This is a genomic window from Paenibacillus tyrphae, assembly GCF_027925525.1.
Taxonomy (GTDB): domain Bacteria; phylum Bacillota; class Bacilli; order Paenibacillales; family NBRC-103111; genus Paenibacillus_G; species Paenibacillus_G tyrfis_B.
The window spans coordinates 286258-300188 of record NZ_BSDJ01000003.1; the positions used below are offsets into that span (position 1 = coordinate 286258).

At 57.0% G+C, this 13931-nt stretch carries 14 protein-coding genes; 11 read left to right on the top strand and 3 right to left on the bottom strand.

What is annotated here, in order from left to right; all coding sequences use genetic code 11:
• Positions 1 to 28: 28 nt before the first annotated feature.
• The 3 genes from QMG93_RS04975 to QMG93_RS04985 all read right to left on the bottom strand — a co-directional run bounded on the left by QMG93_RS04975 (position 29) and on the right by QMG93_RS04985 (position 3346).
• On the bottom strand, positions 29 to 1051 hold the full coding sequence (locus QMG93_RS04975; protein ID WP_281934042.1) for an SIS domain-containing protein: 1023 nt from the start codon (positions 1049 to 1051) through the stop codon (positions 29 to 31).
• A 79-nt stretch (positions 1052 to 1130) separates the two neighbouring features.
• Positions 1131 to 2489 (bottom strand): amino acid permease, encoded by a 1359-nt coding sequence (locus tag QMG93_RS04980; RefSeq protein WP_281934044.1) that lies wholly within the window; start codon positions 2487 to 2489, stop codon positions 1131 to 1133.
• A 32-nt stretch (positions 2490 to 2521) separates the two neighbouring features.
• Positions 2522 to 3346 carry a sugar phosphate isomerase/epimerase family protein gene (locus QMG93_RS04985; protein ID WP_281934046.1) on the bottom strand — a complete coding sequence of 275 codons (825 nt, stop codon included), beginning with the start codon at positions 3344 to 3346 and terminating at the stop codon, positions 2522 to 2524.
• Positions 3347 to 3672: 326 nt separating this feature from the next.
• Between QMG93_RS04985 and QMG93_RS04990 the strand changes: the two genes are divergently transcribed.
• The 11 genes from QMG93_RS04990 (at position 3673) to QMG93_RS05040 (ending at position 13780) form a co-directional block, all read left to right on the top strand.
• The gene (locus QMG93_RS04990) at positions 3673 to 4656 is read left to right on the top strand and encodes a cation diffusion facilitator family transporter (RefSeq protein ID WP_281934048.1); all 984 of its coding nucleotides are present in this window, start codon (positions 3673 to 3675) and stop codon (positions 4654 to 4656) included.
• Between the two features lie 68 nt (positions 4657 to 4724).
• Entirely contained in the window at positions 4725 to 5465 is a 741-nt protein-coding gene (locus tag QMG93_RS04995; RefSeq protein ID WP_281934049.1) for a metallophosphoesterase family protein, read from the top strand.
• Positions 5466 to 5568: 103 nt separating this feature from the next.
• Complete coding sequence (locus tag QMG93_RS05000) at positions 5569 to 5844, top strand: hypothetical protein (RefSeq protein WP_010500168.1); 276 nt, start codon at positions 5569 to 5571, stop codon at positions 5842 to 5844.
• 208 nt (positions 5845 to 6052) lie between these two features.
• On the top strand, positions 6053 to 6943 hold the full coding sequence (locus QMG93_RS05005; protein ID WP_281934053.1) for an SMP-30/gluconolactonase/LRE family protein: 891 nt from the start codon (positions 6053 to 6055) through the stop codon (positions 6941 to 6943).
• 10 nt (positions 6944 to 6953) lie between these two features.
• Positions 6954 to 7601 carry a serine/threonine protein kinase gene (locus QMG93_RS05010; protein ID WP_281934055.1) on the top strand — a complete coding sequence of 216 codons (648 nt, stop codon included), beginning with the start codon at positions 6954 to 6956 and terminating at the stop codon, positions 7599 to 7601.
• A gap of 119 nt (positions 7602 to 7720) precedes the next feature.
• On the top strand, positions 7721 to 8494 hold the full coding sequence (locus QMG93_RS05015; protein WP_281934057.1) for a sporulation protein: 774 nt from the start codon (positions 7721 to 7723) through the stop codon (positions 8492 to 8494).
• Between the two features lie 373 nt (positions 8495 to 8867).
• The gene (locus QMG93_RS05020; protein ID WP_281934059.1) at positions 8868 to 11222 is read left to right on the top strand and encodes a PAS domain S-box protein; all 2355 of its coding nucleotides are present in this window, start codon (positions 8868 to 8870) and stop codon (positions 11220 to 11222) included.
• A gap of 95 nt (positions 11223 to 11317) precedes the next feature.
• On the top strand, positions 11318 to 11758 hold the full coding sequence (locus QMG93_RS05025) for a Dps family protein (RefSeq protein ID WP_036688242.1): 441 nt from the start codon (positions 11318 to 11320) through the stop codon (positions 11756 to 11758).
• A gap of 192 nt (positions 11759 to 11950) precedes the next feature.
• Entirely contained in the window at positions 11951 to 12229 is a 279-nt protein-coding gene (locus QMG93_RS05030; RefSeq protein WP_216795696.1) for a hypothetical protein, read from the top strand.
• A 73-nt stretch (positions 12230 to 12302) separates the two neighbouring features.
• Positions 12303 to 12428: a hypothetical protein gene (locus QMG93_RS05035; RefSeq protein WP_281934062.1), complete on the top strand. Its 126-nt coding sequence runs from the start codon at positions 12303 to 12305 to the stop codon at positions 12426 to 12428.
• 152 nt (positions 12429 to 12580) lie between these two features.
• On the top strand, positions 12581 to 13780 hold the full coding sequence (locus tag QMG93_RS05040) for a class I SAM-dependent methyltransferase (protein ID WP_281934063.1): 1200 nt from the start codon (positions 12581 to 12583) through the stop codon (positions 13778 to 13780).
• The last annotated feature ends 151 nt before the right edge of the window (positions 13781 to 13931 follow it).

Here is a 13931-nt window from a genome sequence, read left to right on the forward strand (position 1 = left end):
GTCCGGAAGACAGGGGGATCGCGTCATTCTAGTATTCGACGACGCCGTAGTAACGGCGGTCATCGGGGTTGTGGTCTCTCGCGACGGCGAAGTAGTAAGAGAACCATTCCAGCGGCACGAACATGACCATCGGGGCCAGATCCGGATGCAGGCCGCCGGACAATTCCTGATAGTCGAACACGATGTGCTCGCCTTTGTATTTTTTCACGAAGCGCAGGGCGCGCTCCGTAATGTGGCGGGAAGCGTCAGTGCCAACCAGAAAGACGAACGGAACGCCGGGCTCGACGATTTCCAGCGGGCCGTGGCGGAACTCGCCACTTTCGATCACCGCGCCATGACCCCACATGAATTCCATATTCGTAATGACGCCTTCTTTATAAGCAAGGGACACGAGCGGACCGGCCGCTACCGTATAGAAGCCTTTCCAACTGCTGACCGATTCTGCCAGCTTCAGCGCTTTTTCCTCGAACGAATCGATATGACCTGCCAGGACGGCAGGCAGCTTCGGAATATCGGCCAGAATGCGCTCGACCTCTTCGGACGGCTGGACTTCCCGAATCCATTGCAGGGCCAGGAAGTACAGGGCCAGCAGGTGGCATTCCCACATCGCATGGGCATTGTAATCGATCACGAATTGGGCTTCGTCGCCGAGCGGATTGCCTTCCTTCTTGTTCACGACGCTGATCGTCACGGCGCCGGCTTGGTTAGCTTTCCGCAGCGATTGAACGACTTCCTCCGTCGTGCCGGAATGGGAGATGACGACGACCGCCGTGGAGGCGTCCAGAGCGCGGGGCGTATGGTCGACGAATTCCCAGCCGGTATACACGTTTGAGACAAGCGTGCTGTATTTGTCGATCAAATATTTGGCCGCCGCGCCGACAGCCTTGGAGCTGCCGCAGCCGACGAAGTATACGCGCCCGATCTTTTGCTGCGCCAGCTTTTGCGCGATGCCGGCAATTTTCGGCTGGCCTTCCCGGATGAAGGTTTCGACCTCGGGGATCATGCTCGACGTTACCAGAAAATCGACTTTTGTTTTGTCCAAATGCAGCATGAGTTCAACACGCCTCTCTTTTATGATTTATTTGTTATGTTTTGTATTATAACAAAACAGAATTAAAAATCAATCCAAATTATGCTTCTTTCGGAATTTCGTCATGGCCGATGTCGGGAGTTCGATGAGAGCGATTTCTTTTTTCCCAGTAATAGTACACCGGAAGGCCTGTGACGATGACGATCCCTGCCGCGAGCAAGCCCTGCCAAGGAGCCCAGGTGAACGTTCCCCATGCGAGCCATGTGGCGCCCAAAATCGCGAGAATCGTCGTCAGACGCCACGCCGGCATGCGGTATACGGGCTTGTAATCGTCGCGCTTGCGGCATTTGTAGATCGCGACGAAGTCCATAATGTTAATCGCGAGCTGCGTCAGCGTAAAATAGCCGAGCAGCGTCGTGAGATCGCTTAAAAAGACGAGCACGCATGCATAAACGACCTGAACGATGATGGAGAAGCTCGGCGTCTCGTATTTGGGGTGCACCTGCCCGAACCGTTTGAAGAATAGCCCGTCGCGGGCCATGACGTATTCGAGGCGCGGCTGGAACATGATGCACGAGCTGAGCGAGCCGATAATGACAATAATGGCGGTAATCGAGACAAACGACGAAGCGATATGCGCAAGCCCGGGAATGAACGAAACGGCTTCGGACACCGGCGCTTCCGATTTCATGAGCTGCTCAAAGGGCATTAAGCCCGTCACAGAGACGGCCAGCGTCGTATAGAGGGTCAGCACGATCAGCACCGAGCCGATCAGGGCGCGGGGGAGCACTTTCCCGGGATTTTTGATTTCTCCGGCCATGAAGCAGATCGCCGCCATGCCCGTATAGGCCCATGTCGTGGCGGAAATGCCGCCCATGAGACTTGTATTAGCCGTGCCTCCCGGAGGGGTGTAGGCGAAATTGTCGGTATTCATATACATAAAGCCGAGCGCGACGACGATGACGAACGGAACGATTTTGACCGCGGTAATCAGGACCTGGAACACGCCGCCTTCCTTCACGCTGAGGTAGTGGATCGCGGTGATGGCGAGAATGATGGCGACGGCCAGTAATTTTCCCGCGATGCCTGCAAAGAAAGGGAAAAACACGGCGGCGTAGGACACGATCGCAATAGCCATGATCGCAATTGACGGGGGATCGAGTGCCCAGAACGTGGCCCATCCGTACAGAAAGGCGAGCGGCCGCCAGCCGGCTTTGTTCAGGTACACGTACCCGCTGCCGTTCTCGGGGTAGGCGGTCGACAATTCGCCCAGAACCATCATTTGCGGAATGGCGATCAAGCCGCCGATCAGCCATGCCATGATCGAGACCGTCGGAGTGCCGGACGCGCGGGCCACCTCGCCGACCGATACGAAGATGCCCGAGCCGATCGTCGTCCCGACGGCCAGCGCCAAGGCGGACCAGAATCCAAGTTTTCGTGTGAGACTGCCGTTGCTCATACACGATTCCTCCATGTTCAAGTTGTTAAACCCTATGAAGAAAATCCGAACTGCCGGAGCATGTCCAGCGACTTTTCAATAGCTTCCTGCGGATTGGCATAATAACGCGAGCCCATGATTTCCAGCGTGCAGCATCCTTGGTACCCGTGCTTGAGCAAGCTTTGCACGTAGCTTTCCCAGTTCAGCGTCCCGTCACCGAGGGCCAAATGCGCGTCCGACTGCCCGTCACCATCGATTAGATGGACATGCGGCAGTCCGCCCGGCGCGGCAAAATAATCGTCCGGCGTTTCGCCGGCCAGCTGCATCGCGACGGTATCGATCATGCCGCGCAGGGAAGGGGAGCCGATCTCCGCCATCATGCTTCGCACGCCCCGAAGGCTCGTGATCAGATTCGTTTCAAATGACGTCAGCGGCTCCAGCGCCAGAAGCAGCCCTTCCGCTTCGGCGATTCGGATCAATTGCGCAATGGAATCGCTTGCAAAATTCCAAGAATCGGCCTGCGGCACGGCAAAGTCGCCAATTCCCGACGTGACGAGCATCATAGGGGCTTCCAATTCAACCGCGGCGTACAGGTTTTCCTTGAAATACGCCACGCTTCTCGCTCTCCACTCCGGGTCCGAAGCAGCCAAATTATACGGGTAGACGCACTGCTCGGGGGTGTAGCATACGACGTTCAGCTTTCGTGCTTTCACCTCCTTTCGAATGTTCCGCAGCGTGGAGAGCAGGTCTCGCCCCACATAGAAGTGAGGTTCCCCGGCCCATAACTCAATGCTGCCGATTCCCGCACGTTCCATCCCGTTCAAGAAATGCTCGAACGGAAAATGACGATACGTAATATTCATGCCTGCGATGATCATGTGAGCAGCTCGCCTCCTGCATCGGTTTATTTGTTATGTTTTGTATTATAATTAAACAGTACATAAAATAGCAAGCGCTTTCTTTAAAATGCTGGCGTTTTCCAGTCGGCCGACTTCACGGTTTTGTCAAAAACGCGCGGTTCTCTTAAACCGGCATGGAAATGGTCATACTGACATCATGGAGCAAGGCGGCGGGTAAAAAATCTCATGGACAGCATTGACAGGGGATATGCGATGATGCATAATAATATATGAACATGTATTCATATATTAAATCTACGGTCGAACGCCTCGGCGGATCGTCCGTATCTTGGGAGGGACGACCTATGCACAGTCATAACCATAGCGCGCATGCGCATAGCGGAGGAGCAGCTCATAAGCACGATCACAGCCATGGTCACGGTCACCATCATCACGGCCACGGGCATCACGACCACGCCAGGGAAGGGAACAAAAAAGGCTTGATCATCGCTTTGTCCATTACGGCGGGCATTTTGATACTGGAGTTTTTCGGGGGGCTCTTCACGAACAGCCTGGCGCTGCTTTCGGACTCCGGGCATATGCTCAGCGATGCCAGCTCGCTCTTGCTCAGCTTGATCGCGCTCAGCTTCGCCGCAAGACCGGCTTCCCCGGCCAAGACGTATGGCTTTCACCGCTTCGAGATTTTGGCGGCGCTGTTCAACGGCATTACGCTGTTTCTTATCGCCGGCTTTATTATATGGGAAGCGTACGGTCGCTTTTTCAACCCGCCGGAAGTCGCCAGCGGTTCCATGATGCTGATCGCCTCCGTCGGGCTGCTCGCCAACCTGATCAGCGCGTGGGCGCTTATGCGGAAGGGCGACGTGAAGAACAACGTCAACCTGCGCAGCGCTTATCTCCACGTGCTCGGGGACGCGCTCGGCTCCGTCGGCGCCATTATCGCGGGGCTGGTGATGCTGGCCTTCGGCTGGTATATCGCCGATCCGATTATCAGCGTGCTTGTCGCGCTGCTGATTCTTAAGGGCGCTTGGGGCGTGATCTCCCATACCGTTCACGTGCTGATGGAAGGAACGCCGGCCGGTGTGAGCCAGGAGGAAGTGAAGCAGGCGCTGGAGAGCATCGACGGCGTGGTGGACGTGCACGATCTTCATATTTGGACGATTACGTCGGGCCTCGATTCGTTCAGCTGCCACATCCAGATCAAGGACGATCGGGACAGCCAAGAGGTGCTGCAGCAGGCGATCGGGCTAATGGCGGAGCGGTTCAACATCCATCATGCGACGATCCAGGTCGAGAAATCGGCTATACGCCACGAGGAATTGCGGGTATAATTCGGGGACATGGGCCGTAACGCTGCTTTAGCGAAGCGGTCCTGTATTATTGAGACGGGAGGTCCGGGATGACTGACTCGATTGCCGTAATTTCGGATATTCACAGCAATTTTTACGCCCTTGATGCCGTATTGGAGGACATAGCGGCGCGGAAGCTTCACCGGATCGTCAATTTGGGCGACAGCTTGTTCGGGCCGATCGATCCGGTGCAGACGGCGCAGCGGCTTATGAATCTGGAAAATGCTGTTCATATCATGGGCAACTGCGACCGGATTCTGCTGGAACCGGAGGCCGATTCGCTTACGTTCCGGCATGTGAAGCCGTTGCTGACGGAGGACATCGAACGGTGGATCGGAACGTTCCCCGCCACGTGGACGTTGGAAGACATGCTGTTCTGCCACGGCACCCCGTTTTCGGACGAGCATTATTTGATCGAGGAGGTTACTGAGCACGGGGTCAAGAACAAAGACGCGGAACGTTTAAGACGGGAGCTTCAGCCGGTTGCTGCCTCGTGGATCTATTGCGGACATACCCATATGAGCAGAACGGTCCGGCTGCCCGACGGCAAAACGATCGTGAACCCGGGCAGCGTCGGCCTTCCGGCTTACGAGGAAGAGGCCCCGTATCCGCATGTCATGGAAGCCGGGTCTCCCCATGCGAGGTATGCGGCCATCCGGCGCACGAACGGTTCGTGGATCGTGGAGCACGTGCAAGTCGCTTACGATTGGCACCGGGCCGCTGCGGCTGCGCGGCAGAACGGGCGTGACGATTATGCGACCGCTATTCAGACAGGGAGAGTTCACGGCTAGCCTGCCCCGGAAATATCGGCGACTCCCACCATTCCGAACGAATAAAAACGGTCGTTTCTTCCCACATTAACAGCAACCCTGTATGTGGAAAGGATGACCAAGAATGACCCGTTACGAATACGACACCAGCCTGCAATCGCAAAATCCGGTCTCGCAAGCGCAAAACTCGGTGGAAAAGGCGCATAACGCCGTAACCCAAGCGCAGAGTCACCCATCCGCCCAAATGATCGAGCAGGCCGAAACGGCCGTGGAAAAAGCCGAGCGCTCGATCGCCCAAGCCGGGCATGACGAGAATAAGCCTGCCGTAGAACAAGCGGATGCGCAGCTTGCCGAAGACCAATCAGCTCTGCAAAGCTTGCAGCCGATGGAAGAAGAATAGCGACGAAGCGAATCTCAAAGACCCGTTAATCCTTCCTCTTATGAGAGGTGGGGCCAACGGGTCTTTTTGTCGGCTCGATGCAGCGCGTAACCAGGTCTGCGGCGTCGTTGTCCAGCTTGGCGGCCGCATCGCTTTTCGCTTTTCCTTTGTGCTACAATGGAAGCATATGGTACGTGCCTCCGGGCGCGCGAGAAGAGGAGGGCTGCATTTGGAAGCGTGGCAGCTAACGGCGGAATTGATTTTGGACGAGAAGGCGGCGCTGGGCGAAGGGCCGGTATGGGATCACCGCAGTGGCCGGCTGCTATGGGTCGATATCGAGGGAATGCGGATTCATCACTATGATCCGGTGCTAGGAACGAACCGTTCGATTCAGCTTGACCAGCGGGTCGGGGCTGCGGTGCCGAGAGCGGAGGGCGATGGTCTGGTGCTCGCGCTGGAGCATGGCTTCCATCTGCTCGATCTGGCGACGGAGCGGCTGACGAAGCTTGCCGACCCGGAGGCGGGGCAGCCGGAAAACCGGTTCAACGACGGCAAGTGCGACGAAGCCGGGCGTTTCTGGGCGGGGACAATGAACCGCAAGAGCAGCGGCCCGACGGGCGCGCTGTATTGCCTGGAGCCTGACGGGACGCTGCGGAAGGCGATCGATGGCGTGATCTGCTCCAACGGGCTCGGCTGGAGTCCCGACGGGCGCACGATGTATTACATCGACTCACCTACCAAGCAGGTCGTCGCCTACGACTACGAGCCGACAGCAGGAGCGATCTCGAACCGGCGCACGGTCGTCACGATTCCGGAAGGCGAGGGCGTTCCCGACGGCATGGCCGTCGATCGTCAAGGGATGCTATGGGTTGCCCAGTGGGGCGGCTGGCGGGTATCCTGCTGGAATCCGCAGACCGGCGAAAGGCTCGGCTTCGTCCGCGTCCCGGCTGCGCAGACAACCTCCTGCGCGTTCGGCGGTCCGGACTGGGACGAGCTGTACATTACGACGGCCCGGACCGGACTGAACGAGGAACAGCTGGCGCAGCAGCCGCATGCCGGCGGCTTGTTCCGCATCAAGACGGGCGTGAAGGGCAGTCCGGCTTGCTTTTATGGCGGATAATCATCGGACTATGTTAGGCGAGGACGCCTGGGGTGAGCGTCACCCGTTCATCGCGCAGATCGAGCGCCGCTTGCTGCCGGAGCTGCGCATCAAGAGCGAGCAGCCGCACGATCCGATCGCCGTATACCGTGTGCCTGTCCCATGGCGATTGATGGGTGCGGGCAACTATGCGGCGGTTGTCGCGCACCCGGATTTTCCGGAGGTTGTGGTGAAGGTGTATGCGCCGGGTCGGCCGGGGCTGGAAGAGGAGGCCGAGGTGTACCGCCGTCTGGGGCGGCATCCGGCCTATTCGGAGTGCCTCTACTATGGCGACGGTTACCTGGTGCTCCGCCGGTTGAACGGCATCACGCTGTACGATTGCATCCGGAAGGGTATTCCGATCCCCCGGCAGGTGATCGACGATATCGACGAAGCGCTGGCCTATGCGGTAAGCAAAGGGCTTCGCCCGCACGACGTTCACGGCAAAAACGTCATGATGCGGGACGGCCGCGGCGTCGTGGTCGACGTGTCGGACTTTTTGAAGCCGGAGCCGTGCAGGATGTGGGACGATCTGAAGAAAGCGTACGACCGGTTTTACCTTCCGCCCCTGCAGCGTGTCCCCATTCCCGGCTTCGTGCTGAATGCGGTGCGGAAAGGCTACCGTTTGCTCAAAAGATAAAGATTTAATCAAGCTTCGCCGGCATGTTGTTCCGGGCGAAACCGCCCGACACTGCGCCGCGTATTGAAACCGCAGAGCTACAAATAACTTTGGCATACTTCAAGCGGGAGGCAAAAACGATGTCCATTTTTAAGAAAGTGCTTGCAAGTGTAGGAATCGGTTCGGCGAAGGTGGATACGAGGCTGGATCATCCGCGGGTTTCACCGGGAGAGACGATTAGCGGAGTCATGCATATTCAAGGCGGTCAATTGGATCAGCAGATCGAAAGCATCTATATGTACTTGAAGACGGAGTACTTGAAGGAAGAAAACGATAAGAAAATGACCTATACCGCGGAGATTGCCAAATACCACATCACCGACGGCTTCCTGCTGCGGGCAGGCGAGGGCCGGGAGGTCGCATTTACGCTGGGGATTCCGGAACACGCTCCGCTGTCACTGCAAAACACGCCGGTCTGGCTGGAAACGGGACTCGATATCGACATGGCGATTGATCCCAGGGACCGGGACCAGATCGACATCGTTGCCGGCCCGAACGTGGCTACCGTGATGGAGGCGCTGAGTGAGCTCGGCTTCCGTCTGCGTGAAGTTTCCAACGACTACTCGCCAAACTTGGGCGGGCAGCTGCCGTTCGTGCAGGAGTTCGAGTACGTGCCTACGACGAATTTCCACGGTGCGCTCGACGAGCTCGAAGTGCTCTACTTCCCAAGAGGAGACGATCTGGAGCTGTTTCTGCAGATCGACCGCCGCGCCCGGGGCTTCAAGGGAAAGCTCGAAGAACAACTGGGGCTGGACGAAAGCCTTATCCGCTTGACCATTCCGGGCAGCGAGCTGCGCCGGGGCTCGACAATCGTTGCAGGGCAGCTTCATGACCTCATTTCACGTTATATTTAAGCGAATACTTGACCAGGAAGTCCGTTCCTTCGGGAAACGTGGAGCTTGTTGAGAAAGTGGGCTTTTACAAAAATAGAGAAGCATACGGAGGTGGGGTATCCACTGGAGAAGCGATAGCGCCCGCCTTTGTCTTCGGGAAATGTCCGCTACAAGCGGCTTCTAATCAGATTTCCCGATGACAACAGCGGTCGGAAGTGGATACCCCACCCCCCTCGTACACCTCTATTAGCCCATTTGCCCACTTTTTCAACACTCTGTCCGTTCCCTCGGGAAACGGGCTTCTTTTTTTCATAGCGGCAGCAGGAGAAGAATGTCCGGCTAGCGAAAAATGTAAGGATATAGGATAATAACCGGACCCTAGGAGAGTATACATATGGCTGAACCGCAAGTAAATATACTGATTGTCGACGATCGGCCGGAACATTTGCTCGCTATGTCTTCCATACTGCAATCTCCCGATTATCGCATCGCCACCGCCAACTCCGGAGAGGAAGCGCTGCGGCAAGTGATGCAGGAGTCTTTCGCCTTGATTCTGATGGATATTGAAATGCCGGGAATGAACGGCTTTGAAACCGTTCGCATGCTAAAATCGCAAGAGCGGTACAGGTCGATTCCCGTGATCTTCGTTACGGCGCTCAGTCAAGCGACGGAGCATATGGTACGAGGCTATGAAATTGGAGCGATCGATTTTATATTCAAGCCGGTGCAGCCGGTTATATTAAAAGTAAAGGTCAATCAGTTCGCAAGCATCTACCGGGACCGGGAGCAGCTTAAGGCGCAAAAGGAGCTGATCACCCGGCGCACGATCGACCTGGAGCAGGCGCATGCCCGGCTTCTGGACAATACGGACAAGCTTCGACGGATGGAAGCGATGGCCCGGGCCATCAGCGAGACGTCGACCGATGCTTTCTTGACCGTCGATGCGGAAGGAACGATCCTGTCGGCCAATCCCGCCGTGCGGCCGCTGTTCAGGTACGGCCCGGAGGAGCTGATCGGGAAGCCCGTGTGGCTGGTCGTGCCGTACACCGAGCGGCTGTTCGGCTCGGGGGAAAACGGCTCCCTGCTGCCGGATTGCGGCACGAGGGAAGCGACGGACGTTACGGCCGTGCGCCGCAGCGGCGGGACGTTCCCCGCCGAGCTGCAAATCGGAAGCGCCTGTATCGGCGACCGGCCGATTTACGTCTGCTCGGTTCGCGACGTGACCGAGCGCAAAATGCAGTATATCCGCATGGAACAAGCCGTAGAGCAGCGCACGTATGCACTGCGCGAAGCCAACGGGAGACTTCAGGCGGAAATCCGGCGCCGGCATCAGGTAACCGAGCAACTGCTGCGGTCGTACGACCGGATCAACGATATTTTGGAGAGCATCACGGACGCGTTTTATGCGCTCGATCATGACGGGGCGATCGTCTATATGAACCGTTCAGCCGAGCAGCGCCTCCGCATCGTGAAGGAGCAGGCGCTGGGCCGGCCGTTCTGGGATTATGCCCCGGTGGAACGTTCGAAGTGCTACGATTTGTTTTTGCGCGCAGCCTTGGAGCATGCTCCGCAGCGGGCGGAGTTTTATTCGAATCTGACAGACAGTTGGGTCGAGGTGAGGGCTTTCCCGTCGTCGCTCGGCATTAGCCTATATATTCAGGACACGAACGAGCGGCGGCGTATGGAGCAGGATGCCCGGGAATCGCAGGAGCGATTTTATACGATTTTTCAGGCTACGCCTTGTTTGATGGCGATTCAGTCGTTAAGCGACCGGTCGTATCTCGACGTCAACGAGAGCTGGATGAAGCATACGGGATACACCTATGAAGAAATGACGTCGGGAGCCGCCAATCTGCAGATGACGCTCGTCTCGGACGAAGGGCTGGTCGAGACGGCCCCCGTGGACTTCGCCGATACGGTGACGGACGTGAAGGTACAGTACGTGACCAAGGCGGGCGAGCGGCGGACGGGGCTGTTGTCCACGGAGATCATTGAGACGCCGGATGTGCCTTGCGTGCTGGCGGTCATTACGGATATTACGGACCGGGTGGCGCTGGAGAGGGAGATTGCACGGCTGGACCGGCTGCATATGATCGGGGAAATGGCCGCAGGCATCGCACATGAAATCCGCAATCCGATGACGACCGTCCGCGGCTTTCTCCAGCTCATGCGCGCGAAGAAAACCCTTCCGCCCAAGGACATTATCGACGTTATGGTGGAGGAGCTGAACCGCGCCAACGGGATTATCAGCGAGTTTTTGGCGCTGGCCAAAAACAAGACCACCGACCGCCGCCCGCAAAATCTGGCTCAGGTGATCGAGGCCATCGGTCCGCTCATTCAAGCGGAGGCGACGCTGGCCGACAAGCAGCTTCACCTGCGGCTCGAATCGTGTCCCGAGCTGGAGCTCGACGAGAAGGAGATCCGGCAGATGGTATTGAATCTCGCGCTGAACGGGCTCGAAGCGATGGAAGCCGGAGGACGGCTCGAAATCGCCACCTACACGGATGAGTCGGAGGTCGTGCTGGAGGTCAGCGACCAGGGCCACGGCATGGACAAGGACGTGTTGGCCAAGGTCGGGACGCCGTTCTTTACGACGAAGGAGCGGGGGACGGGGCTCGGTCTGGCGGTTTGCTTCAGTATCGCTGCCCGGCACGGAGCCAAGCTGACGTGGCAGACCGGACCGGAGGGCACGGCATTCTATGTCCGGTTTGCGTTACCGCCTGAGCCCGTCGCCGTGAACGACCCCTAGCCGCTTCCAAAGGCACGATGTATAAAAGCGGCTTCAGTTTTTCATATTAACTAGGGATAAGCTGGAAAAGAACGCGATCCAAGGAGGAACGACCCATGTCCAAAAGCTTAACGGAAGTGCTGAACACCCAGATAGCGAACTGGAGCCTGCTGTTCATCAAGCTCCATAATTACCATTGGTATGTGAAGGGGCCGCAATTTTTCACTCTGCATGCGAAATTCGAAGAGCTGTATAACGAGGCGGCCCTTCACGTGGACAATTTGGCCGAGCGACTGCTGGCGCTCAAAGGGCAGCCGGTTGCCACCATGAAAGAAATTTTGGAGAAAACGACCCTGCACGAAGCTTCCGGCAGCGAGAATGCCGAGCAGATGGTCCGCTCCATCGCCAACGACTTCGGAACGCTGATCGGGGAACTGAAGGAAGGGATGGCGATTGCCGAAGCGGCGGACGACGAGACGACCGGCGATATGCTGCTTGCGATCCACAGCGAGCTGGAGAAGCACGTTTGGATGCTGGAATCGTTTTTGGGAAAATAGCGTCCCGGATCGGGGCATGGCGACTTGCGGATGGCGCAGGAAGCCATGCCTTTTTTTGTAAATAGGGGGCTGATTGCACGCCGCCGTTGTGTAGTCGTCGCTTCGGCGGGGAGGCTTGTCGCATATACTGTAGAGCGGAACCCAGTCGGCAGACCGCTAGCGGCGCTGCCCAGCAAAGGAGTGACAAAAACAATGAACGCGAATCCGTATAAAGACGGGGAACGGTTAACGAAGGTTGAAACCCGGCTCGAGAATATCGAAGTCGCCGTCACGCGCATGGAAGAAAAACTGGACAAATGGCATGGCAACTATATATCCCGAATGGAATTGAACGAGATGCTGCGTGCTCGCGACGAACGTCTCGAACGGATCGAAAAAGAGCGGCTGCTCAACAAGCAGCTCTACCCCGGCTGGATCAATCTGCTCATTGCTTTTGCCGCATTGCTTGTCGCGTGGTTCCACAATAAATAAAGCAGTACAATGAAAAATGGTTCGGACAGGTCGCTTTTCCTTGCGCCGTTTGGGTATAATGGGATGAAAAGGGATGGAGGCCCTGGCCCTCGCAGCTACAGGATTGGCCGCGACGCGGGAAATCGAATTGGCGTGGGATGGCCGAATTTTCTTCACCGAGCACGGCGGTGCGCTGCGTGTCATCGACAAGGAAAGCTGATCGAGGAGCCGGTGTTTCAAGTGGACGGCAATTTGCACGCAACGGCTATATTTATGCCTATCATACGTACGACAGAAGGATGACGACAAGGTCATCCGGTTGATACCGGAATTTTAAATCATGAACTAATGGATTGGAGAACGTGAAGCGGGATGCAAGAGCAGGAATTGACGGAATTAACGGGCCGATTGTTTCAGGAAGGGACGCTGATCCAAGCGACGCTGAGCCAGGTGCGGCGAAGCGAGCCGGACGGCTGCACGAAGGTGACGGTGAAGCCCGTACAGCTCAAGGGGGCTTTGAATTATCAATTCAGCTCCTTTTGCGGGCCAAAGGTGCTGCATGAGAATTTGGCGCCGGAAGCGGCGGAGGCGAAGCTGAACGCGCTGCTTACCGGGCAGTTCCGGCAAGGGCTGCTGCAGACGGGCGAAGCGGACTATCAGGTGCTGATCAGCAAGAAAGGCAAGATCGGCATCCTCCGCAAGCCGCCGACCAAGCAAGCGGTGGGCGGGGCGCCTGCCCATAACCGGAAAAAGAACTACATGCTGGAGGAAGGCGTTCCCGTTCCTTTTCTGATCGAGCTCGGAATTATGAACGCCCAAGGGAAGGTGCTTGCCCCCAAATACGACAAGTTCCGTCAAATTAACCGCTTTGTCGAAATGATCGCTGATATTTTACCGCATTTGCCAAAGGACCGGACGCTGACTATCGTCGATTTCGGCTGTGGCAAATCGTATCTGACGTTTGCGATGTATCATTTTCTGAAGGAGATGCAGGGCTTCGACCTGCGCGTCGTCGGCCTCGATCTCAAGGAGGATGTGATCCGGCACTGCAGCGCACTTGCGGAGAAGCTCGGCTATGACGGGCTGCGGTTCCTTGTCGGCGACATCGCCAAGTATGACGAGCTGCAGCAGGTCGACATGGTCGTGACGCTGCATGCCTGCGATACGGCGACCGATGCGGCGCTGGAGAAGGCGGTCCGCTGGGGCGCTTCGGTCATCTTGTCCGTGCCTTGCTGCCAGCATGAGCTGTTCCGGCAGGTGCGCAGCGACGTGCTTGGCCCGCTGCTGCAGCACGGTATTTTGAAGGAGCGGTTTTCTGCGCTGGCCACGGATGCGATCCGGGCGAAGCTGCTCGAACTGGTCGGTTACAAGACGCAGCTGCTTGAATTCATTGACCTGGAGCATACGCCGAAAAATATTTTAATCCGGGCGGTTCGCAGCATTCAGCCGCCGAAACCCGCCGAACGGGCCAAGCTGGCGGAGGAGTACCAAGAGTTCCGGAATTTTCTGCAGGCGGAGCCTTACTTGGAACGGGCGCTGCAGGACAAGCTGGACCCGTGGCTGAAGCCGTAAATCTTAACAAGAGAGAGTCCTAGGACATAAGTGGGGTTTTCTCTCTTTTTTTGTTCTTTTTCATGCGTTTGTCCTAAAATTCGACAAAACTTTTTTGGTTTTTGTGAAACTTTTCACCTGAATTCCGTAGTACAATGGATGTCAATGTTCA

Bases quoted from the DNA above. Each gene is read 5' to 3' on its own strand.
- QMG93_RS04975 (WP_281934042.1), bottom strand. From the start codon at position 1,051: ATGCTGCATTTGGACAAAACAAAAGTCGATTTTCTGGTAACGTCGAGC.
- QMG93_RS04980 (WP_281934044.1), bottom strand. From the start codon at position 2,489: ATGAGCAACGGCAGTCTCACACGAAAACTTGGATTCTGGTCCGCCTTG.
- QMG93_RS04985 (WP_281934046.1), bottom strand. From the start codon at position 3,346: ATGATCATCGCAGGCATGAATATTACGTATCGTCATTTTCCGTTCGAG.
- QMG93_RS04990 (WP_281934048.1), top strand. From the start codon at position 3,673: ATGCACAGTCATAACCATAGCGCGCATGCGCATAGCGGAGGAGCAGCT.
- QMG93_RS04995 (WP_281934049.1), top strand. From the start codon at position 4,725: ATGACTGACTCGATTGCCGTAATTTCGGATATTCACAGCAATTTTTAC.
- QMG93_RS05000 (WP_010500168.1), top strand. From the start codon at position 5,569: ATGACCCGTTACGAATACGACACCAGCCTGCAATCGCAAAATCCGGTC.
- QMG93_RS05010 (WP_281934055.1), top strand. From the start codon at position 6,954: ATGTTAGGCGAGGACGCCTGGGGTGAGCGTCACCCGTTCATCGCGCAG.
- QMG93_RS05015 (WP_281934057.1), top strand. From the start codon at position 7,721: ATGTCCATTTTTAAGAAAGTGCTTGCAAGTGTAGGAATCGGTTCGGCG.
- QMG93_RS05020 (WP_281934059.1), top strand. From the start codon at position 8,868: ATGGCTGAACCGCAAGTAAATATACTGATTGTCGACGATCGGCCGGAA.
- QMG93_RS05025 (WP_036688242.1), top strand. From the start codon at position 11,318: ATGTCCAAAAGCTTAACGGAAGTGCTGAACACCCAGATAGCGAACTGG.
- QMG93_RS05030 (WP_216795696.1), top strand. From the start codon at position 11,951: ATGAACGCGAATCCGTATAAAGACGGGGAACGGTTAACGAAGGTTGAA.
- QMG93_RS05035 (WP_281934062.1), top strand. From the start codon at position 12,303: ATGGAGGCCCTGGCCCTCGCAGCTACAGGATTGGCCGCGACGCGGGAA.
- QMG93_RS05040 (WP_281934063.1), top strand. From the start codon at position 12,581: ATGCAAGAGCAGGAATTGACGGAATTAACGGGCCGATTGTTTCAGGAA.